A 20,798-nucleotide genomic window follows, 5' to 3' on the forward strand; every position below is an offset into this window, starting at 1 on the left:
ACTCAGTCTGCGACCTGGATGCCGATGCCGGCCGCGAGGACGGCAGCGAGCTGCTGAACCTGGAATGACGTCAGCGTCGTGCCGCGCAGGCTGTTCGCGTCGAGGTAGCTCAGTGCGTCGAGTCCTCGGAGGTCGACGTTCGCCGCCCGTAGGCCGCGTGGGTCGACTTCGTCGCTGGACGTCTCCGTGAAGCGCACGCGGGTCAGCTCGGCCTGGGGAAGATCGATCGTGCGGATGCCGCACCCGGTGATCTCGACATCGGTCGCCTTGGCGCCGCCGAGGTTCAGGTAGTCGATGCGCAGGTCGCGCAGCTCGAGTTCGTCGATGCGCGCCTCGCTGAGGTCGAGCGTGCCGATCCGGCCCCCTGAGATGCGGAGGCGGCGGATGCCTGCGCCGCGCATCTTGAGCGAGGCGATGCGAGCTCCTGTCATGGCGACGTCGAGGATCGTGGAGCCTGTGAGGTCGACGGCATCCGCGTCTGCCGCGATCGTGCACTGCTCGAGCGAGGCGTAGGCGAGGTTCGCGGTGCCGCTGAGATCGAGCCGGGCGGCGAGGAGGTCCGCGCCGCGCGTGGCAGTCGCGGGCTCGAGATCTTCGGGCAGGTCGGGAGGGGAGACGCGCGGAGCGGCAGGGGATTCGGGGGAGCGGGCCATGAAGAGAGCGTAGGCGCTGGCTCGGACATGGCTGTGCCCGCAGCGCACGTCCGGCGCCGCGTGCGCTTCGCTCGGAGAAGTGCAGGTGCCTCGGTCGACCTCTCGTGATTCCGCCGAGGGAAGCGCACAAGACCGAGGCAGGCGCGTTGCTTACTCTTTCTGCACCGGGAGGCGGGTCCGAGCGGTTCTCCACGGATGCCGGGGGACGCGTCTGCAGCCCGCTCCTGCGCGAGCACACTGAGGCGATGCAGAAGAAGATCGGGGAACTCGTCGCACTGCTGACCGAGCGCGGAGGAATCGTGCGGACACAGATCCTGACGGCGTGCGGATTCGCCCGGCGCACCATCGATGCCGCAACCGCTGCGGGTCTGCTGATCAGGCCTCGTCGCGGCTGGATCGCGTTGAAGGACGCGGATGCCGCGCTGGTGAGTGCTGCGCGTTTCGGAGTCGTCTTCACATGTCGTACCCAGGCACAGCGTTTGGGCCTCTGGCTGCATGAGGAGCCCGACATACCGCACGTCGCCGTGTCGCCGCATGCAACCGGTGGCCGCCACATCAAGGCGAAGGTCCATTGGGGTGAGCCGATCGTCCCACGCACCCCCGACGCGCTCGTCGACCCGATCGAGAACGTTCTCGCGAACATCGCCGAGTGCGAGCCGTTCGAGCAGGCGCTCGCCACATGGGAATCCGCGCTCAACAAGTCACTGGTGACGCTCGACACGCTGCGCGGCTATTCGTGGAAGCCCGCAGCGCGGCGAGTGCTCGAGCAGGCAATGCCCTTCGCGGATGCTGGCCTGGAGACGTATCTGCGAACTCGGCTCCGCTGGCTGAGGCTGCCTATGCTGACGCAGATCTGGATCGCAGGGCATCGTGTCGACACCCTGATCGGCGATCGTCTGGTCGTCCAGATCGACGGTGCGCATCACGTGGGCGCACAGCGCTCGGAGGACATCCGTCACGACGCCGAGCTGAGGCTGATGGGATACACCGTGATCCGCGTCTCGTACACGCAGATCATGTTCGAATGGCACAGGGTGCAGGACCTGATCATGCGAGCAGTGGCTCAGGGCCTGCATCTGGCGTCCTGAGCAGTGCACTTCCCTCGGAGACGGTCTCTTCCCTCGGAGGAATTCTGGAGATTCCGCCGCGGGAAGCGCACAAGACCGAGGCAAGTGCGCGGGCGGCGCACGGGCGACGCACAGACCCGGGAGGGGCGAGCGGATGCCGGTGCGCACGGCGTACACTGGAGACACGAGCATCGATCCGGCCATCACCGGGGAGCTCTCGGAAGAACGGTCTTCGGACTCAGTAGAACCGAGCGGGGCAGGCCCGTCACAGCCGCAGTGAGAGTGGCCCCGCCGTGAGGCGCGGTAAGCGAGGTGGTACCGCGGTTCGCCTGGTCAGTGATCCAGGCAGATCGTCCTCGCAGCAGCATCCGCCACGACTCCTGCGAGACGACATGACCTACCCCCGCACCTCCGCCTTCGGCCCCGCCGCCGACGCTTCGACCGGCTCAGAGACCCAGGTTGTCGCACCGAGCCCGCGCTTCCCTCAGATCGAGCGCGAGGTGCTCGACTTCTGGGAGACCGATCAGACGTTCCGCGCCTCGATCGAGCAGCGCGAGGGGAACGACGAGTGGGTCTTCTACGACGGCCCTCCGTTCGCCAACGGCCTGCCGCACTACGGCCACCTTCTCACCGGATACGCGAAGGACGTCTTCCCGCGCTTCCAGACCATGCTGGGCAAGAAGGTCGACCGCGTGTTCGGCTGGGATACGCATGGTCTCCCGGCAGAGCTCGAGGCGATGAAGCAACTGGGCATCACGGAGAAGAGCGAGATCGAGGCCATGGGCATCGACGTCTTCAACGCGAAGGCGAAGGACTCGGTGCTCACGTATACCCGCGAGTGGCAGGACTACGTCACCCGCCAGGCCCGCTGGGTCGACTTCGAGCGCGGCTACAAGACGCTCGACCTCGGCTACATGGAGAGCGTGCTCTGGGCGTTCAAGACCCTGTACGACAAGGGCCTCGCCTACGAGGGCTACCGCGTGCTGCCGTACTGCTGGCGAGATGAGACGCCGCTCAGCGCGCACGAGCTGCGCATGGACGACGACGTGTACAAGGACCGCCAGGATCCCTCGGTCACCGTCACGTTCCCGCTCACGGGCGCCAAGGCCGAGTCGCTCGGGCTCACCGGCGTGCGCGCGCTCGCCTGGACGACGACGCCCTGGACCCTCCCGACCAACCTCGCGCTCGCCGTCGGGCCCGACATCGAGTACGTGGTGCTCCCGGCCGGGCCGAACGGCGCTGCGGACGTGCATGCCGCCGCGGGCAGCGAGGACGCCGCGATCGAGGCATCCGCTCACCGCTACCTGCTCGCCCGCGAGCTGCTCGCCGGCTATGCCAAAGACCTGGGCTACGAGAGCGCCGAAGACGCGCTCGCCGCGGTCGACGCCACAGTGCGAGGAGCGGAGCTGCAGGACGTCACCTACGACCGCCTGTTCGACTACTACGCGGATGCCGAGACCTACGGCACCGAGAACGCCTGGCGCATCCTCGTCGACGACTACGTCACGACCAGCGACGGCACCGGCATCGTCCACCAGGCTCCCGCCTACGGTGAGGACGACCAGCGCGTGGCCGGGGCCGCGGGCATCCCGACCATCCTCTCTCTCGACGACGGCGGGAAGTTCCTCCCGAACGTCACCGACGTCGCCGGCCTGCTCTGGATGGATGCCAACACGCCGCTCATCCGCCTTCTGCGCGGCGAGGGCCGGCTGCTGCGCGAGCAGAGCTACGTGCACTCGTACCCGCACTGCTGGCGCTGCCGGAACCCCCTGATCTACAAGGCGGTCTCGAGCTGGTTCATCCGCGTGACCGACATCAAGGACCGGATGCTCGCGAACAACGAGCAGATCACGTGGGTGCCCGAGAACGTCAAGCACGGGCAGTTCGGCAAGTGGCTCGAGGGCGCGCGCGACTGGTCGATCAGCCGCAACCGCTACTGGGGCTCTCCGATCCCGATCTGGAAGAGCGACGACCCCGAGTATCCGCGCGTCGACGCGTACGGTTCGCTGGAAGACCTCGAGCGCGACTTCGGCACGCTGCCGCGCAACCCGGAGGGCGAGATCGACCTGCACCGCCCCTACATCGACGACCTGACGCGTCCGAACCCCGATGACCCCACAGGCAGGTCCACGATGCGCCGCATCGAGGACGTGTTCGACGTGTGGTTCGACTCCGGATCGATGCCCTACGCCCAGGTGCACTATCCGTTCGAGAACCAGGAGTGGTTCGACTCGCACGCCCCCGCCGACTTCATCGTCGAGTACATCGGGCAGACGCGCGGCTGGTTCTACGTCATGCACGTGCTATCCACTGCGCTGTTCGACCGTCCGGCGTTCACCGGCGTCAGCTGCCACGGCATCGTGCTCGGCAGCGACGGCTACAAGATGTCGAAGTCGCTGCGCAACTATCCCGACGTCTCCGAGGTGCTCGATCGCGACGGCTCCGACGCCATGCGCTGGTTCCTGATGTCGAGCTCTGTGCTCCGCGGCGGCAACCTCGCCGTCACGGAGGAGGGCATCCGCGCCGGCGTGCGCGAGTTCCTGCTGCCGCTGTGGAACTCCTGGTACTTCTTCGCCACCTACGCGAACGCGGCCAAGGAGGGCGGCTACGAGGCCTCCTGGCGGACCGATTCCACCGACGTGCTGGACCGGTATATCCTCGCCCGCCTCGGCGATCTCGTGCGCGACGTGAAGAGCGACCTCGAAGGTCTCGACTCGACGACGGCATCCGCTCGTCTTCGCGACTTCGCCGAGGTGCTGACCAACTGGTACATCCGTCGCTCACGCGACCGATTCTGGGAGGGTACGAGCACAGAGGCCTTCGACACGCTCTACACGGTGCTCGAGACCCTCTGCCGCGTCGCGGCTCCCCTCGTGCCGCTCGTGAGCGAGCGCGTCTGGCAGGGCCTCACCGGCGGGCGCAGCGTGCACCTGCAGGACTGGCCGGACGCTGGCGCCTTCCCGGCAGCCGACGAGATCCGTGACGCGATGGATGCCGTCCGCGAGCTCTCGAGCGTCGGCAACGCGCTGCGCAAGAAGGAGAAGCTGCGCGTGCGGCTCCCGCTCGCGCGGTTCACCGTCGTGTCGCCGCACGCTGCGACGCTCGGCCAGTTCGAGGACATCCTCCGCGAGGAGCTCAACGTGAAGTCCGTCGAGCTCGTGGCGCAGAGCGACACCACCGCAGCGGAGTTCGGCATCGACCACCGCCTGAGCGTCAACGCCCGGGCCGCGGGTCCGCGCCTCGGCAAAGAGGTGCAGAAGGTGATCCAGGCCGCGCGCAACGGCTTCTGGACGGAGGAGAACGGCGTCGTGACCGCCGACGGCATCGCGCTGGAGCCCGGGGAGTACGAGCTCGTGCTCGAGACCACCGGTCGCCCGGAGGGCGAGGCTCTCGCGATCGTGCCGAGTGGCGGGTTCGTGCTGCTCGACACCGCCACGACCCCCGAGCTCGAAGCCGAGGGCCTTGCGCGCGATGTGATCCGCGCCGTGCAGGAGACGCGCAAGAACGCGGGCTTCGACGTGAGCGACAGGATCCGCCTCGACCTGCGCTTCGCGAGCGAGGAGGACGCGGATGCCGTCGAGATGGCGTTCGACGCGGCGGATGTCGCGGGGGAGACGCTGGCCCTCGAGCACGGCGTCCACCGCAGCGATGCCGAGCTCCCGATCGCCGAGCACACGGCGGTGATCGCGCAGGGCACCTACGCGAACCGCGACGACTTCACGATCGCTGTCAGCCGGATCGGAGCAGGCGCATGAGCGCGCGCGACAGGGCGGATGCCGTCTACGAGACGCTCCTGAGCCGAGCAGGGGAGCGCTGGGTGCAGCCGCGCAAGGAGCGCGTCGCGCGGATCCTCGCGTTTCTCGATGATCCGCAGAAGACGTACCGGGTCGTGCACATCACGGGAACGAATGGCAAGACGTCGACCGCGCGCATGATCGAGACGCTGCTGCGCGCGCACGACCTGCGCACGGGGCTGTTCACGAGCCCGCATCTCGAGCGCTTCACCGAGCGCATCATGATCGACGGCGAGCCGATCTCGGACGAGGCCGTCGCCGACGCCTGGGACGAGATCGAGCCCTTCGTCGGCATCGTCGACGCCGAGCTGGAGGCCGCGGGCGACGCACCGCTGACGTTCTTCGAGCTGCTCACTGTGCTCGCGTTCGTGGCCGTCGCGGATGCCCCGGTCGACGTGCTCGTGCTCGAGGTCGGCATGGGCGGCGAATGGGACTCCACCAACACCGCCGATGGCGACGTCGCGGTCTTCGCGCCGATCGACATCGACCACGCGGACCGCCTCGGGAGCACGATCGAGGCGATCGCCGAGGTCAAGGCCGGCATCATCAAGGAGGGAGCGGCCGTGGTCTCCGCCGAGCAGCCGTCCGACGCAGCCGAGGTGCTGCGCCGGGTCGCCGCCGAGAGGAACGCCACGATCGCCTTCGAGGGCTCGGACTTCGGCCTCGCGGAGCAGAAGCTCGCGGTCGGCGGTCAGCTGCTGACGATCCGCGGCCTCGCCGGCACCTACGCCGAGGAGTACCTGCCGCTCTACGGCGCTCACCAGGGGCACAACGCCGCTCTCGCCGTGGCTGCGGTCGAATCGCTGATCGGCGGCGGGAACAAGGCGATCGCGCCTGACATCGTCACCGATGGACTGCAGTCGGTGACGTCGCCGGGCCGCCTGCAGCTGCTGGGAATCGCCCCGACCGTGATCGTCGACGCCGCCCACAACCCGCACGGTGCGGCCTCCCTCGTGCAGGCAATGGACGACAGCTTCGACTTCGACGAGTGGGGCGTCGTGCTCGGCGTGCTGGCCGACAAGGACGCCGCGGGCATCGTCGCGCGTCTGGCGCCGGCATCCGCTCATGTGTTCGCGACCGCCCCGGAGAGCGATCGCGCCAGCGATGCCGACACGATCGCAGACCTCGTCGAGGCCGCTGGTCATCGGGCGACCGTGCACCCGACGCTGGCCGATGCCGCCGACGCGGCGCGAGAATGGGCGGCGTCATCGGATCGGCGCGCCGTCATCATCGCGGGATCGGTCGTCCTGGCGGGCGAGGCGATCACCCTCGCCGAGGAAGAGGACTGGAAATCGGGGTGGCGCGCGTGAGTCCGCAGCGCACCCCCGCACGTCAACGAACACTCGTGCAGAAGCTCGCTCCGATCGTGCTGGGCTTCGAGTCGATCGTGGTTTTCCTCGCCGGCCTCACCGTGTTCGGGCTGAAGGCGCTGCCTGCGGGTGTGCCGCCGTGGTGGGGCATCGCAGGCGGTGCGGTGGTCGGCCTCGCCTGCATCGCGGTCGCGGGGATGATCACCAGGCCGTGGGCGATCACTGCGGGCTGGGTGATCCAGGCGATCATCGCCCTCTCCGCGATCCTCGTGCCTGCGATCCTGCTGGTCGTCGTGATTTTCGGCGGCATGTGGGCGTATGCGACGATCATGGGGGCGAAGCTGGACGCACGACGCCCCGCAGCCGAATCCCCGACTCAGACAGAGAGTGAATGACATGGCCACCGAAGAAACCCTCGTCCTCGTCAAGCCCGACGGCGTCGCTCGCGGCCTCACCGGCGCGATCCTCGCCCGCATCGAGGCGAAGGGGTACGCCCTCGTCGACATCCGCCTGGTCGACCCCGACCGCGACCTGCTCGCCGCGCACTACGCCGAGCACGAGGGCAAGCCCTTCTACGAGCCGCTGCTGGAGTTCATGCTCTCCGGCCCGTCGGTCGCCATCCGCCTCGCGGGCAATCGCGTGATCGAGGGCTTCCGCTCTCTCGCCGGCACCACCGACCCGACCACCGCGGCCCCCGGCACGATCCGCGGCGACTTCGGCCGCGACTGGGGACTTAAGGTGCAGCAGAACCTCGTGCACGGCTCCGACAGCCCGGAGTCCGCAGCTCGCGAGCTCGGCATCTGGTTCGGCTGAATCTCGCACAGACGCAAGAACGCCCTCCCGTTTGGGGGGGCGTTCTTCGCGTCTCCGGAGCGGATCAGGGGAACAGGCCGATGACCGAGCCGATGACGTCGACGCCGGCGACCTGAGCGAGCACGATGATGAGCGCGAAGGAGACGATGGATGCGAGCGGAACCCACGCCCCGAGGCGCTGTGCACGCTCCCGCGCGGACTCCGAGACGCGGAAGGTGCCGTTCTGGAAAAGCTGCAGGACCGTGGAGTAGAACGTGGGGATCACCACCACGTAGGTGAGCGCGCACCACGGGCACAGCGTGTGCAGGTCGAAGAAGCTCTGGCCGATCAGCCAGCAGATGAACACGAACGCACAGGCGATGCCGAGCCCGTACAGCGCCCAGAACCACCGGGGGAACCGGGCTCCGGCGAGGATCGCGACGCCCACCACGAGAGGCGCCATCCATCCGGTGAGCCCGATGATCGGGTTGGGGAAGCCGAACACGGACCCCTGCCACGACTGCAGGTTGGTGCCGCACTGCACGAAGACGCTGACGTCGCAGTTCAATGTCGTGTCAGGGTTCTCGAGCAGGGCGAACTTCTCGACGGTGAGCTGGAATGCGGCCCACCAGCCGAAGACGCTCGCGATGATCAGCCAGACGGCATAGACGACGGGGCGGGTGCGCTGCTCGCTCATATGTGGATTATCACAGTGATGGCTATGCGTCGGGCGAAAACGCACCGGCGAAACCCCGGCGAAGAGCGCGGATGCCGCGAACCGCGGCACATGGTGCGATAATGGCCTGTGATGCATCGCTCGGCGCATGCCGCAGCGCGCATCGACGCAGACTTCGGGGCCGGATGCCCCACGTGACCAGAGCCATGAGCCGGTCACACACCGAGTGAGTTCGCGGCACCCGCGGGTGCCGCATGAGATTTCGCGAGGCACGAAGTGTCCCGCGCGAGGAGCAAGCCAGAGATGGCCGATGAGACGAATGACTACGACACCCCTACCCTCGACTTCTCTGCGGATGCCGACGCACCCGCAGAGGTAGCGGTCGACACTCCGGAGGCTGCAGAGAGCTCCGGCACCGCAGGCGTGCCCGAAGCCGCTGAGTCTCCGGACGCGGAGTCGCCGAGCGACGACGGTGCGGCCGGGGAATCGGCGGCCTCCGCTGAGGGCGAGCCTCAGGAGCCGGCTGCGGACGCTGCCGCCGGCGACGCTTCCGAGGAAGCTGCCTCCGAGGACGCCGTTCCGGCTGACCCGGCAGCAGACGCTCCGGCTGACCCGGCAGCAGAGGCTCCGGCCGCGGAAGAGCCCGCTCCCGTCGACGAGCCCGCTCCTGCCGAGAAGCCTGTCACGGCGGTCACTCTCGGCCTGCTGCCCGAGGTGTTCGTCTCTCAGGTGTCCACTCAGCTGCACTTCTACGCGCCCGAGATCGTGCCCCTTCCGGCCCGCACCGGACGCATCTTCGATCGCATCGCCGATCGGGACCAGGACGAGCCCTCGGCATCCGCTCGCGGTCGCCGACGCCGCCGCGGCGGCTCCGACGCCGACGAAGAGCGCTCCGAGCCCCGTCAGCCGCGTCAGCGAGTCGTCGAGTACATCACCGAGCCCAAGGCCATCAAGGGCTCCACGCGCCTCGAGGCCAAGAAGCAGCGCCGTCGCGACGGCCGCGATGCCGGGCGTCGTCGTCCCGTCGTGACCGAGGCCGAGTTCCTCGCGCGCCGCGAGTCGGTCGACCGCAAGATGGTGGTCCGCTCCAAGAACGGCCGCACCCAGATCGGCGTCCTCGAGGACGGCGTGCTCGTCGAGCACTACGTCGCCCGCAACCAGGACGCATCGCTGATCGGCAACGTGTACCTCGGCCGCGTGCAGAACGTGCTGCCCAGCATGGAAGCAGCGTTCGTCGACATCGGCCGCGGCCGCAACGCCGTGCTGTACTCGGGCGAGGTCGACTGGGACGGCGTCGAGACCGGAAACCAGCCGCGCCGCATCGAGCTTGCTCTCAAGCCCGGCGATCGAGTCCTCGTGCAGGTCACCAAAGACCCCGTCGGCCACAAGGGCGCGCGCCTCACCAGCCAGATCTCGCTGCCCGGCCGCTACCTCGTCTACGTGCCCGGCGGCTCGATGAACGGCATCAGCCGCAAACTCCCCGACAACGAGCGCGCGCGCCTCAAGCGCATCCTCAAGGAGGTGCTCCCGGAGTCCTCCGGCGTGATCGTGCGCACGGCGGCAGAGGGCGCCACCGAAGACCAGCTGACCCGCGACGTGCAGCGCCTCACCACGCAGTGGGAGCACATTCAGAAGCAGGTCGAGAGCCAGCAGGCGCCCGCACTCCTGCACGCCGAGCCGGATCTGCTCGTCAAGATCGTCCGCGACGTCTTCAACGAGGACTTCACGAAGATGCTCATCCAGGGACAGGATGCTCAGCAGACGATCCGCGCCTACCTCGAGAGCGTCGCGCCCGATCTGCTCGAGCGGGTCGAGGCCTACGAGGACGAGACCGATCCGTTCGACGCGTTCCGCATCACGGAGCAGATCGAGAAGGCCCTCGACCGCAAGGTGTGGCTGCCTTCTGGCGGTTCGCTCGTGATCGACCGGACAGAGGCCATGACGGTCGTCGACGTCAACACCGGCAAGTTCGTCGGCTCGGGTGGAAACCTCGAGGAGACCGTCACCAAGAACAACCTCGAGGCTGCGGAGGAGATCGTCCGCCAGCTGCGCCTGCGGGACATCGGCGGCATCATCGTCGTCGACTTCATCGACATGGTGCTCGAGTCGAACCGCGACCTCGTGCTGCGCCGTCTGATCGAGTGCCTCAGCCGCGACCGGACCAAGCATCAGGTCGCCGAGGTGACCTCGCTCGGACTCGTGCAGATGACCCGCAAGAAGCTCGGCCTCGGCCTGCTGGAGACCTTCAGCGAGGCGTGCGACGTGTGCGCGGGCCGCGGCGTGGTCGTGCACCACGACCCGGTCGTGAAGCATCGCGCTCCGTCCAACGGCAACGGCAACGGCAACGGTCAGCAGGGACGTCGCCAGCGAGGAGGCGGCTCGCAGGGTCAGGCTCAGAGCGCGCAGCCGGTCCAGGTCGTCACGCACAGCATCCCCGAGGGAGCGAAGTCCGCACTCGCGCAGATCGCGGCGTCCACGAGGGTTCCGCATGCAGACGAGACGACGGATGCTGCAGCACCCGTCGTGGAGGCTGCAGCCGCCGAGCGCCCCAAGAAGCCGCGGAAGAAGCGCGGCGGAGAGCGCAAGGGGCCGAAGTCTCCCGCGGAGGCGCTGCTCGACTCGGTTCTCGACGCGCTGCCGGAGCCCAAGGCTCCCGGTCAGGGGCGGGGCCGTCGTCGTGTCACCACGGCGGCGCTGACCGGCACGCCGGTCGCCGTCAACAATGACTCGTCAGCGCCGGTCTCTGGCGGGGACGCGCAGTCCTGAGGCGATGAGCCGTCGCACCAGCTCCTTGCCGGAGACGTGGTGCGCACCGGCGGCGACGAGCCGGGGGAGCATCTCCTCCGGCACGTCGTAGTGGTCGAGATCGAACGCGCGCGCCGGCACGCTCTGCGAGCGCGCGAAGGCATGGAGCTCGTCGAGGCTGTCGTCGCTGACGAGGTGCGCCCACAGCCGTCCGTGCGCGGGCCAGAGAGGGTCGTCGACGAGAACGGTCATGTCTCCAGCGTAGGTTCAGACACGCCCCTCCGGGCGTTTTGCGACACTGCCCCGCATCCGGTAAAGTAGTCCCTTGGTGCGTAAGCCGCGTCGTTCCTGACGGACGAAGCGGAGAGTCTTGCGTTCGCACCCGTCGCTCTGCGGCGCATGCAAGCAACAGTCTTCCCGTGAGATTCTCGGAGCCGACGTGCTCCCCAACGAAACAGGTATGAAGTGGTTTACGCAGTAGTGCGCGCCGGTGGGCGGCAGGAGAAGGTCGAGGTCGGCACGATCGTTCAGCTCGACCGTGTGCAGGCTGCCCAGGGCGAGAAGATCGAGCTGGCCGCTGTGCTGCTCGTCGACGGCGCCACGGTGACCACCGACGCTGACAAGCTCGCGAAGGTCAAGGTCACGGCTGAGGTTCTCGGCAACCTCCGCGGCCCGAAGATCATCATCCAGAAGTACAAGAACAAGACCGGCTACAAGAAGCGTCAGGGCCACCGCCAGGAGCTCACGCGCGTCAAGATCACCGGCATCAAGTAAGACCGAGGAGACCAGGACATGGCACACAAAAAGGGCGCAAGCTCCACCCGTAACGGTCGTGACTCCAACGCACAGCGCCTTGGCGTCAAGCGCTTCGGCGGCCAGCAGGTCCTCGCAGGCGAGATCATCGTCCGCCAGCGCGGTACGCACTTCCACCCCGGCGTGAACGTCGGACGTGGCGGCGACGACACGCTGTTCGCTCTCGCCGCCGGTGCGGTCGAGTTCGGCGCGAAGGGCGGCCGCAAGGTCGTCAACATCGTCGCAGCAGCTGAGTAATCACACCAGCACAGCAGACATCCGATTCGGGGCGGGCTTCGGCCCGCCCCGAATCTGTTTTTGAGGAGAGAGAGACATGGTCACCTTCGTCGACACCGTGACGCTGCACCTGCGTGCCGGTAAGGGCGGGAACGGCTGTGTCTCCGTGCACCGCGAGAAGTTCAAGCCGCTCGGCGGTCCCGATGGCGGCAACGGCGGAGACGGCGGCGACATCGTGCTCGTCGCCGATCCGCAGACAGGCACGCTGCTCTCGTACCACCACTCGCCGCACCGGTCGTCCGGCAACGGCGGACCTGGGATGGGCGATCACCGCTCCGGATTCCTCGGCGAGACCCTCGAGCTCCCTGTTCCGGTCGGCACGGTGGTGAAGAGCACCGACGGCGAGGTGCTCGTCGACATGATCGTGCCCGGCGAGCGGTTCGTCGTCGCCAAGGGCGGCCAGGGTGGCCTCGGCAACGCGGCGCTCGCGACCCCCAAGCGCAAGGCGCCCGGTTTCGCTCTTCTCGGCACGCCGGGCTACGAGGGCGATGTGGTCCTCGAGCTGAAGACCGTCGCCGACGTGGCGCTGGTCGGCTACCCGTCGGCGGGCAAGTCGAGCCTGATCGGCGCGATCTCCGCCGCACGGCCGAAGATCGCGGACTACCCCTTCACGACTCTGCATCCGAATCTCGGTGTCGTCCAGCAGGGCGACTTCCGCTACACCGTCGCCGATGTCCCCGGGCTCATCGAGGGAGCGAGCGAAGGCCGTGGCCTCGGTCTCGAGTTCCTGCGGCACGTCGAGCGGTGCTCCGCGCTGCTGCACGTGCTCGACTGCGCCACGCTCGAGCCCGGCCGTGACCCGATCTCCGACCTCGATGTGATCCTCGCCGAGCTCGCCGCCTATGAGGTGCCCGAGGGGCAGACGCCTCTCCTGGAGCGCCCTCAGCTCGTCGCCCTGAACAAGATCGACGTGCCAGAGGCCCGCGATCTCGCTGACCTCGTCCGCCCCGACCTCGAGGCACGCGGATTCCGGGTGTTCGAGATCTCCACGGTCTCGCACGAGGGGCTTCGGCCGCTGACCTTCGCTCTCGGCGAGATCGTCGAGAAGCACCGCGCCGAGGCCGCGCTCGAGGTGCCGGCCGAACGCGTCGTGATCCGTCCGAAGGGGTCGAAGAAGGACTTCACGATCCGCGTCGAGGGCGGCACGTACGGCAACATCTACCGGATCCTCGGCGAGAAGCCGGTCCGCTGGGTTCAGCAGACCGACTTCCAGAATGAAGAGGCCGTCGGCTTCCTCGCGGATCGCCTCGAGAAGCTGGGCGTCGAAGACGAGCTCTTCCGCCTCGGCGCCGTCCAGGGATCGACCGTCGTCATCGGCGAGGGCGACAGCATCGTCTTCGACTGGGAGCCGACGATGGCCTCGGCCGCCGAGCTCATGGTCGCCCCCCGTGGCACCGACCCGCGTCTGGCCCCGAACGGCCGCCGCACCACATCCGAGCGCCGCGAGCAGTATTACGAGCGCATGGATGCCAAGGCCGAGGCTCGTGCGGAGGTGGAGGCTCAGCGCCTCGCGGCATACCGCGAGGACGAGAAGTGACGGCCCGCACGCGCGCGGACCTGGCCACAGCCTCCCGCATCGTCGTCAAGGTGGGCTCCTCGTCCATCAGCGGCGACTCGTCCTGGCGCATCCCCATGCTTGTGCACGCTCTCGCGGCCGCACACGCCCGCGGCACCGAGGTCGTGCTGGTGTCGTCGGGGGCCATCGCGACCGGCATCCCGTTCCTGCGCCTCGACGCCCGCCCCACAGACCTGGCCACGCAGCAGGCGGCGGCCGCCGTGGGGCAGAACATCCTGATCTTCCGGTACCAGGAGGCTCTTCGCCCCTTCGACATCGTGGCAGGTCAGGTGCTGCTCACCACGGGCGACCTCGAGCATCCGATGTCGCGCTCCAACGCCCGCCGGGCCATGGAGCGTCTGCTCGGACTGCGGATCCTGCCGATCGTGAACGAGAACGACACGGTCGCCACGCAGGAGATCCGCTTCGGCGACAACGACCGCCTCGGCGCTCTCGTCGCCCAACTCATCCAGGCCGACGCGCTCGTGCTGCTGAGCGACATCGAGTCGCTTTACACCAAACCGCCGACCGACCCCGGCGCCGAGCCGATAGACACGGTCGCGCCTGACGCCGATCTCACCGGCCTCGAGTTCGGGTCCACCGTGGTGAACAGCGTCGGCACGGGCGGCGCGGCCACGAAGGTCTCCGCTGCGCGGCTTGCCGCAGCATCCGGCATCGGCGTTCTCGTCACGAGCGCCGACCTCGTCGAGCGGGCGCTGAAGGGCGATGAAATAGGAACCTGGTTCGAGCCGGCCGTCTCCTAAACTGGCGAGATGACCGACCAGACCCCGCAGGCGCGCCTGGAGCGCGCCAAAGAGGCGTCTCGCGCCACGGCAGCCCTCACCAGCGACGACAAGGCACGTGTGCTCGAGGCCATCGCCGTGGCCCTTGAGCACAACGCCGCGCAGATCATCGAGGCGAACGCCAAGGACATCGTCCGCGGTCGTGAGGGGGGAATCGGCGAATCGCTGATCGACCGCCTGCGCCTCGATGACAAGCGAGTGGCAGCTCTCGCCTCGGCCGTGCGCGATGTGGCTGCTCTGCCGGACCCGGTCGGCCGGGTCGTCGGAGGGCACCGGATGCCGAACGGAGTCGCGCTCGAGCAGGTGCGCGTGCCCTTCGGCGTGGTCGGTGCGATCTACGAGGCGCGCCCGAACGTCACGGTCGACATCGCGGCCCTCGCGCTGCGCTCGGGCAACGCGATCGTGCTCCGCGGTGGCAGCGCCGCCCTGGAGTCGAACACGGTCCTGGTGGCTGTGATGCGCGACGCTGTGGCCGGCGCCGGGCTCACGCCCGAAGCGATCCAGACCGTCGATGACTTCGGTCGCGAGGGCGCCAAGGCGCTCATGCACGGCCGGGGGTTCATCGACGTGCTCGTGCCGCGGGGGAGCGCAGGCCTCATCGAAGCGGTGGTCACGGAATCGACCGTCCCCGTGATCGAGACCGGTGCGGGGAACGTGCACATCCTGCTCGACGAGAGCGCTCCGGACGACTGGGCGCGCGACATCGTCGTGAACGCCAAGGTGCAGCGTCCGAGCGTATGCAACGCGGTGGAGACCGTGCTGGTGCACCGTCAGGCGGCGCCGCGTCTCGTCCCCCTGGTCGCCAGTGCGCTGCAGAGCGAGGGCGTCGCGATCCACGGCGACGACATGGTCGCGGGCCTCGTGTCGAACGTGATCCCCGCCACCGAGGAGGACTGGGCGACGGAGTACCTGAGCCTCGACATCGCGATGAAGGTCGTCGACTCGCTCGACGAGGCACTCGAGCACATCAGGCGCTACAGCACGGGCCACACCGAATCGATCGTGACGACCGACTCCCGCAACGCCGAGCGGTTCCTCGCCGAGGTCGACTCGGCAGTCGTGATGGCGAACGCCTCGACCCGGTTCACCGACGGCGGAGAGTTCGGCTTCGGAGCCGAGGTCGGCATCTCGACGCAGAAGCTGCACGCGCGCGGCCCCATGGGCCTGGCCGAGCTGACCAGCACGAAGTGGTTGGCGCGTGGAGCGGGTCAGACCCGCGGCTGAGGGCTAGACTTAGGGGCGCTGTATCGCCCCCGGGTCACGAATTGGAGCAAGGATGAACCTCGTCGCACAGATCGCGATGGCCGCCGCAGAGACCGAGCATCACGGCAACGTGCCGCTCGAGACGCTGATCTTCGGAGTCATCGCCGCGATCGCGTTCACCGCGCTCGCTCTGGTGACGCTGTCGTACAAGAACGTCGCCAACCGTCACTCGGCCAAGGCCGAGGCATTCGCCGCGAAGCACGGCAAGGACGGCCACGGGGCGGGGCACGGCCACTAAGACCGCATGAGCACAACGACCTCGCGCGCCCCGCGCATCGGCGTGATGGGCGGGACGTTCGATCCGATCCATCACGGACATCTGGTCGCCGCCAGCGAGGTCGCGCACTCCTTCGATCTCGACGAGGTCGTCTTCGTGCCCACCGGGCGCCCGTGGCAGAAGCACGACGTCACGCCCAGCGAGCATCGCTATCTGATGACGGTCATCGCGACCGCATCCAACCCGCAGTTCACGGTCAGCCGGGTCGACATCGACCGCGAGGGGCCCACGTACACGATCGACACACTGCGCGATCTGAAGCGCGATCGACCGGATGCCGAGCTCTTCTTCATCACCGGAGCGGATGCCGTAGCGCAAATTCTCAGTTGGAGAGACCATGATGAGTTGTGGGAGCTGGCCCATTTCGTCGCGGTCTCTCGTCCAGGACATGTCCTGAGCACGGACGGCCTCCCACCCGGCGACGTCAGCCAGCTCGAGGTGCCGGCGCTGTCGATCTCGTCGACGGCATGCCGTGAGCGGGTGCACGACGGAGAGCCGGTGTGGTACCTCGTTCCCGACGGGGTCGTTCAATACATCGCGAAGCATCATCTGTATCGGAGCAAGGCATGAGTACATCGGATCAGCAAGAGCACGGTCCGCTGACGCGCAAGCAGCTGCGAGAGATCCGACTGACGGGTTCGACGCCGGTCATCTCCGCTGAAGACGCGGCGGCTGCAGCGGCAGCGCCCGCGGCACCGCCCGTCCCGCCGCTGCCGCGTCCGGCCGAACCGGTCGAGATCGCTCCCGCGCCGCGCCACGATGTCGACTCCGCAGGAGCCCCGCTGACCCGTCGTCAGATCCGCGAGCAGGAGCGCATCAAGACCGCATCCGTCCCGGTGATCGGCGGGGAGGATGCACCGACCGAGGAGGCTCCTGCCGAGGATGCTCCGGCCGAGGGCGCTCCGGCCGAGGAGACTCCGGCCGGGGAAGCCGCCGATGAGCAGACCCCCGCGGCGCCGCCCGCGCAGGACGAAACCGGCGCCGCTGACGCGGAGGAGATCGTCTCGGCGATCCCCGCGTTCGCGCCGTCGGCCCCTGCCACCTCCGACGACGACGATGACGACATCGACGAGCAGGTCGACGTCGCGCCGGTGAGTGCCGCGTCCGCGGCCGACACTGTCGGCGAGATGCCACTCGCAGACGACGCGACTCCGGTCGAGATCGATCTCGGTCACGTCGACGACGACCCGGTGGTCGCGGTCGCGGCTCTCGGCATCGAGGTGCAGGAGCCTGCCGAAGACGAGCACGACGATGCGGATGACGTGCTCGCCGACGTGAACAGCGCCGACGACGCCGATGTCGCCGAGGGCGAGCGCCCTGTCGTGAGCGAGACGTTCGGACACGGCCTCCTCGCGGATGCCGCGCCGGCGCAGTCGTTCGCTCCGTCGTTCGACGAACTGCTGTCGGCCGACAGCTCTGGCGGCTCGCAGCACACGGCATCCAACGCCCTGATCTTCAACCGTCCTGCCGGCGAGGGCTCCCTCGACGGCCCGGTCGCCTCGACCGGTGAGATCCTCGTGACCGGCTCCTACGAGCTCCCGCAGGGGATCGGCTCGCAGGGTCACGCGCACGGCGTCGCCGACGGCAAGGACGTCGACTCCGTGCTCATCGACGGCGAGCTGCCCCCGGCATCCTCGCCGACTCCGATCGCGGCGAGTGCCGCGGTCAGCACCATCAAGCCCGCCGGTGAGGTCATCCGACCGCCGGCACCCGAAAAGGGCAACAAGCTCATGCTCACCCTCGCGATCGTGGCGGGCGGTCTGGCGCTCGCGCTGGGTGTCGTCCTGATCGTCGCCTTCACAACGAAATTGATCTGATGCAGTCACCTGAAACCGCCGAAGAAATGCTGCAGATCGCAGTCGATGCCGCAGTCAGCAAGGGCGGGGAGGATCTGGTCGCGCTGAACGTGTCGGAGCCGCTGCCGCTCGTCGACATCTTCCTGCTCGTCACCGGAAACAGCGAGCGCAACGTCGCCGCGATCGCCGACGAGATCGAGGACAAGCTCCTCGAGTCGGGCCACAAGCGCGTGCGCCGCGAGGGGCGAGCCGAGGCCCGCTGGGTCCTGCTCGACTTCGGCGACCTGATCGTGCACGTCTTCCACCAGGAGGAGCGGGTCTACTACGGCCTGGAGCGCCTGTGGAAGGACTGCCCGGTCGTGCCGTTCGAGCTCGCGGCCGACCCCGCCTGATGCCTCTGCACCTGATCACAGGCGCCGGCTCCGGAATCGGGGCCGTGCTCGCGCGTCGTCTGATCGAACGCGGTGATCAGGTGGTGATGCTCGTGCGGGATGCCGGACGCGCGCGAGAGCTGTCGGAGCGCTTCCCCGGCGCGACGGCCCTCGTCGGCGACCTGTCGAACCCCGGGCGGCTGTCGTGGGCGCTGTCGAAGCAGGCGCTGCCCGAGCGCATCGACTCGCTGATCCACGTCGCCGGCGTCGTCGATCTCGGCGCGGTCGCGGATCTGCCGCCCTCGCTCTGGGAGCAGCAGCTCGCCGTGAACCTGGTCGGACCGGCCGAGCTGACGAGGCTCCTCCTGCCGGTGCTGCGCGTATCGCGCGGGCGCGTGGTGTTCGTGAACTCGGGCGCAGGGCTCAACGCCCACGCCGGCTGGTCGGCGTACGCGGCCTCGAAGCACGGGCTGAAGGCCCTGGCGGACTCGCTGCGCGCTGAAGAGGCCCCACACGGCGTGCGCGTCACCTCGGTGTACCCTGGGCGCACCGCGACGCCCATGCAGGAGAAGGTCCGTCAGCAGGAGGGGCGCGAGTACGACGCCTCCCGCTACATCGATCCCGAGTCCGTGGCGACGACGATCCTCCTCGCGCTCGATCTTCCGGACGATGCTCATCTCACGGATCTCACTGTCAGACCTTCCGGCTGAACTCCTTCCGGCTTCTCGGCCGCATTGTCAAGGGTCTTCACCTGTGTGAACGCTTCAGGCACTCTCTCTTCTGAGAGAACCTGGAGGGCCGCACGATGGCTTCCGATCCTGATCCGCGGTATGTGCTTCGCAGAATCACGACGTCCGAGTGGGTGATCAACGACCTGAGGTTCGCTCAGGACGATACGAGGCACGTGGTGGCCTGTGTGTACGAACTCGCGCCGACCGAGGTCGACGTGGTGTGGCTGAGAGATCTGCCGTTGCGAGGTACCTACTCGACCGCCTTCGAGGTGCTCGAGGATCTGGAGCGCATGCACGCACCCAGTCGTGCCACGAAGCCGGTCCAGATTCCGCATCTGCCGCCGTTGCTGGCCGACTGACCGGGCTACTCGTCATCCGTCGCGGACGTGCCGAGCCAGCCTCGCCTGCGGAACAGGGCGTAGGCGGCGACGTCGATCACGACGATGGCGATCGACGTGGCGATCCAGCCGTACTCCCATCCGAAGGGCGGGAGGTTCTTGAAGTTCATGCCGTAGATGCCGGCGATCACGGTGGGGATCGCGAGGAGCGCGGCGAACGCCGAGATCGTGCGCATGTCCTTGTTCTGGCGGGTCGCCACGTTGCTCTGATGGCTCGACACCAGCGCGTTCAGAGACTGGTGCTCGGTCGAGGTGAGCTGAGCGACTCCGCGTGCGTCGTTCAGGAGGTGGGTGAAGTACGGTCGCAGGTGCGACTGCCGCTCGGTGAGGCGGGTGATGTGATCGGACGCCGAGCTGAGCGCATCGGCGAGACCGGATGACGCCCTGTCGATCTGGCCGATGCGCTGCCTGAGCCGGTAGATGTGCCGATAGTCCTCCCGCACGCGGCTGTCGAACACATCCGCTTCGAGACGCTCGAGGTCCTTCTCGACCGCGGCCCCGAGCTCGATGAAGTCGCCCACCACGGCATCGAGCACTCGGTGAGCCGCAGCCAGAGGGGAGTCGATCCTCAACGGTCTCGGCTCCTCCAGCAGCGCGTCGAGATCACGGAACTCGTCGGTGTCGCCGCGCTGCACCAGGATCAGCTGCTCATCGGTGACGATCAGGGCGAGGTCGGTGTCGGTCATCGTCGCACCCCGGTCGCTGCGATCGATGTCCCAGATCGACAGATACAGAACACGATCGAACGTCTCGGCCTTCGGCTGCTGGCGTCCGGCGAGCAGATCGTCGATCACGAGCGGATGCAGGCCGAGACGCTTAGCGACGTCGTCGAGCTCTTCGCGGCGAGGATTGGTCAGTCGCGTCCACGGGCGCCGCACCGCGGGTCGATCAGCGTTGGTCGAGATCGGGATCGCCATGCTCCTCGGTCGATTGCGTCGCAGCGATGTCTGCGGCATGACTGTCGACAGCATCCTGATTCGCATCCGGGTCGAGCACCTCGTCGCCGTCGACCTCGCGGGTGGGAACGTCTTCTGTCTCGTCCGGTTCGCCGTCAGGGAACGGGAGCGGGGGGATCGGGTTGGACATGATCTTCCTCCTCGTTGATCGATGCACACGACGCTAGAGCGGAAGGCGGCCTCCGCCGAGAGGGTTGACCCGCGACCTGCCCGGCGCTAGCGGGCCCTCGAGCCGACGCGCCCGGGGGTCGTCCGCCGATTGGTGCTCACGAGGTTTCGTGTTGTATTCTTTTCGAGTTGCCCTGGTCGGTCCGGGGAAGCAGATGGGCCTGTGGCGCAGCTGGTAGCGCACCTGCATGGCATGCAGGGGGTCAGGGGTTCGAGTCCCCTCAGGTCCACCAGAGAGAAAGCCCCCGGCCACGCCGGGGGCTTTCTTCGTCACGGCGAAGACCGCGCGGATGCCGCCCGGCGACGCGCGGCATCCGCACCGGTCTCCCAGTAGGCTGGACGACGCTGCCGTCT

Annotated in this window: 22 protein-coding genes and 1 tRNA gene; 18 read left to right on the forward strand and 5 right to left on the reverse strand. The window is 68.1% G+C overall.

Annotated features, from left to right (window positions below; genetic code table 11):
* Nucleotides 1-2: 2 nt before the first annotated feature.
* Nucleotides 3-653, reverse strand: a complete 651-nt coding sequence (locus RS84_RS13325) for a pentapeptide repeat-containing protein (protein WP_045258312.1) — start codon at nt 651-653, stop codon at nt 3-5.
* Nucleotides 654-898: 245 nt separating this feature from the next.
* Here RS84_RS13325 and RS84_RS13330 point away from each other — a divergent pair, with 245 nt between their 5' ends.
* The 5 genes from RS84_RS13330 (at nt 899) to ndk (ending at nt 7,637) form a co-directional block, all read left to right on the forward strand.
* Nucleotides 899-1,741 (forward strand): DUF559 domain-containing protein, encoded by an 843-nt coding sequence (locus tag RS84_RS13330; RefSeq protein ID WP_045258313.1) that lies wholly within the window; start codon nt 899-901, stop codon nt 1,739-1,741.
* 371 nt (nt 1,742-2,112) lie between these two features.
* Nucleotides 2,113-5,475, forward strand: a complete 3,363-nt coding sequence (gene ileS, locus RS84_RS13335) for an isoleucine--tRNA ligase (RefSeq protein ID WP_045258314.1) — start codon at nt 2,113-2,115, stop codon at nt 5,473-5,475.
* Nucleotides 5,472-6,824, forward strand: coding sequence for a bifunctional folylpolyglutamate synthase/dihydrofolate synthase (locus RS84_RS13340; RefSeq protein ID WP_045258315.1), 1,353 nt, complete (start codon nt 5,472-5,474; stop codon nt 6,822-6,824). Before ileS ends, RS84_RS13340 begins: the two co-directional genes overlap by 4 nt.
* A 35-nt stretch (nt 6,825-6,859) precedes the next feature.
* Nucleotides 6,860-7,219, forward strand: coding sequence for a DUF4233 domain-containing protein (locus RS84_RS13345; protein WP_235281494.1), 360 nt, complete (start codon nt 6,860-6,862; stop codon nt 7,217-7,219).
* Nucleotide 7,220: 1 nt separating this feature from the next.
* Complete coding sequence (gene ndk / locus RS84_RS13350) at nt 7,221-7,637, forward strand: nucleoside-diphosphate kinase (protein ID WP_045258317.1); 417 nt, start codon at nt 7,221-7,223, stop codon at nt 7,635-7,637.
* Between the two features lie 64 nt (nt 7,638-7,701).
* Here the strand turns inward: ndk and RS84_RS13355 are convergent, their stop codons facing one another.
* Nucleotides 7,702-8,313 carry a vitamin K epoxide reductase family protein gene (locus tag RS84_RS13355; RefSeq protein WP_045258318.1) on the reverse strand — a complete coding sequence of 204 codons (612 nt, stop codon included), beginning with the start codon at nt 8,311-8,313 and terminating at the stop codon, nt 7,702-7,704.
* Nucleotides 8,314-8,595: 282 nt separating this feature from the next.
* On the opposite strand from RS84_RS13355, the gene RS84_RS13360 reads away from it, so the two are divergent.
* Nucleotides 8,596-11,058 carry an Rne/Rng family ribonuclease gene (locus RS84_RS13360; protein WP_045258319.1) on the forward strand — a complete coding sequence of 821 codons (2,463 nt, stop codon included), beginning with the start codon at nt 8,596-8,598 and terminating at the stop codon, nt 11,056-11,058.
* On the opposite strand, the gene RS84_RS13365 is transcribed toward RS84_RS13360, so the two are convergent.
* Nucleotides 11,023-11,289: a DUF4031 domain-containing protein gene (locus RS84_RS13365; RefSeq protein WP_045258320.1), complete on the reverse strand. Its 267-nt coding sequence runs from the start codon at nt 11,287-11,289 to the stop codon at nt 11,023-11,025. The genes RS84_RS13360 and RS84_RS13365 overlap by 36 nt on opposite strands.
* A gap of 213 nt (nt 11,290-11,502) precedes the next feature.
* On the opposite strand from RS84_RS13365, the gene rplU reads away from it, so the two are divergent.
* The 11 genes from rplU (at nt 11,503) to RS84_RS13420 (ending at nt 19,281) form a co-directional block, all read left to right on the forward strand.
* Nucleotides 11,503-11,811 (forward strand): 50S ribosomal protein L21, encoded by a 309-nt coding sequence (gene rplU / locus RS84_RS13370; RefSeq protein WP_045258321.1) that lies wholly within the window; start codon nt 11,503-11,505, stop codon nt 11,809-11,811.
* 18 nt (nt 11,812-11,829) lie between these two features.
* A complete protein-coding gene (rpmA, locus tag RS84_RS13375) occupies nt 11,830-12,087 on the forward strand; it encodes a 50S ribosomal protein L27 (RefSeq protein ID WP_017202370.1) in 258 nt (85 codons plus the stop codon).
* Nucleotides 12,088-12,163: 76 nt separating this feature from the next.
* Complete coding sequence (gene obgE / locus RS84_RS13380; RefSeq protein ID WP_045258322.1) at nt 12,164-13,663, forward strand: GTPase ObgE; 1,500 nt, start codon at nt 12,164-12,166, stop codon at nt 13,661-13,663.
* Nucleotides 13,660-14,445 carry a glutamate 5-kinase gene (gene proB / locus RS84_RS13385; protein WP_045258323.1) on the forward strand — a complete coding sequence of 262 codons (786 nt, stop codon included), beginning with the start codon at nt 13,660-13,662 and terminating at the stop codon, nt 14,443-14,445. Before obgE ends, proB begins: the two co-directional genes overlap by 4 nt.
* A 9-nt stretch (nt 14,446-14,454) precedes the next feature.
* On the forward strand, nt 14,455-15,708 hold the full coding sequence (locus RS84_RS13390; protein ID WP_045258324.1) for a glutamate-5-semialdehyde dehydrogenase: 1,254 nt from the start codon (nt 14,455-14,457) through the stop codon (nt 15,706-15,708).
* A gap of 52 nt (nt 15,709-15,760) precedes the next feature.
* Nucleotides 15,761-15,985 (forward strand): hypothetical protein, encoded by a 225-nt coding sequence (locus tag RS84_RS13395; protein WP_045258325.1) that lies wholly within the window; start codon nt 15,761-15,763, stop codon nt 15,983-15,985.
* Nucleotides 15,986-15,991: 6 nt separating this feature from the next.
* On the forward strand, nt 15,992-16,594 hold the full coding sequence (gene nadD, locus RS84_RS13400) for a nicotinate-nucleotide adenylyltransferase (RefSeq protein ID WP_045258326.1): 603 nt from the start codon (nt 15,992-15,994) through the stop codon (nt 16,592-16,594).
* Nucleotides 16,591-17,841 carry a hypothetical protein gene (locus RS84_RS13405; protein WP_045258327.1) on the forward strand — a complete coding sequence of 417 codons (1,251 nt, stop codon included), beginning with the start codon at nt 16,591-16,593 and terminating at the stop codon, nt 17,839-17,841. Before nadD ends, RS84_RS13405 begins: the two co-directional genes overlap by 4 nt.
* Entirely contained in the window at nt 17,841-18,212 is a 372-nt protein-coding gene (rsfS, locus tag RS84_RS13410; RefSeq protein ID WP_045258328.1) for a ribosome silencing factor, read from the forward strand. Before RS84_RS13405 ends, rsfS begins: the two co-directional genes overlap by 1 nt.
* Complete coding sequence (locus RS84_RS13415) at nt 18,212-18,901, forward strand: SDR family oxidoreductase (RefSeq protein ID WP_045258329.1); 690 nt, start codon at nt 18,212-18,214, stop codon at nt 18,899-18,901. Before rsfS ends, RS84_RS13415 begins: the two co-directional genes overlap by 1 nt.
* Nucleotides 18,902-18,996: 95 nt before the next feature.
* Nucleotides 18,997-19,281: a hypothetical protein gene (locus tag RS84_RS13420; protein ID WP_045258330.1), complete on the forward strand. Its 285-nt coding sequence runs from the start codon at nt 18,997-18,999 to the stop codon at nt 19,279-19,281.
* Between the two features lie 5 nt (nt 19,282-19,286).
* On the opposite strand, the gene RS84_RS13425 is transcribed toward RS84_RS13420, so the two are convergent.
* Both RS84_RS13425 and RS84_RS13430 read right to left on the reverse strand, forming a co-directional pair.
* Nucleotides 19,287-20,237 carry a CorA family divalent cation transporter gene (locus RS84_RS13425; protein ID WP_045258331.1) on the reverse strand — a complete coding sequence of 317 codons (951 nt, stop codon included), beginning with the start codon at nt 20,235-20,237 and terminating at the stop codon, nt 19,287-19,289.
* Nucleotides 20,209-20,406 carry a hypothetical protein gene (locus tag RS84_RS13430; RefSeq protein WP_045258332.1) on the reverse strand — a complete coding sequence of 66 codons (198 nt, stop codon included), beginning with the start codon at nt 20,404-20,406 and terminating at the stop codon, nt 20,209-20,211. Before RS84_RS13430 ends, RS84_RS13425 begins: the two co-directional genes overlap by 29 nt.
* Nucleotides 20,407-20,601: 195 nt before the next feature.
* On the opposite strand from RS84_RS13430, the gene RS84_RS13435 reads away from it, so the two are divergent.
* Nucleotides 20,602-20,677: transfer RNA gene (locus tag RS84_RS13435), tRNA-Ala, on the forward strand.
* The last annotated feature ends 121 nt before the right edge of the window (nt 20,678-20,798 follow it).

Origin of the sequence: Microbacterium hydrocarbonoxydans, from assembly GCF_000956475.1 — a bacterium.
In the GTDB taxonomy this organism is placed as follows: domain Bacteria; phylum Actinomycetota; class Actinomycetes; order Actinomycetales; family Microbacteriaceae; genus Microbacterium; species Microbacterium hydrocarbonoxydans_A.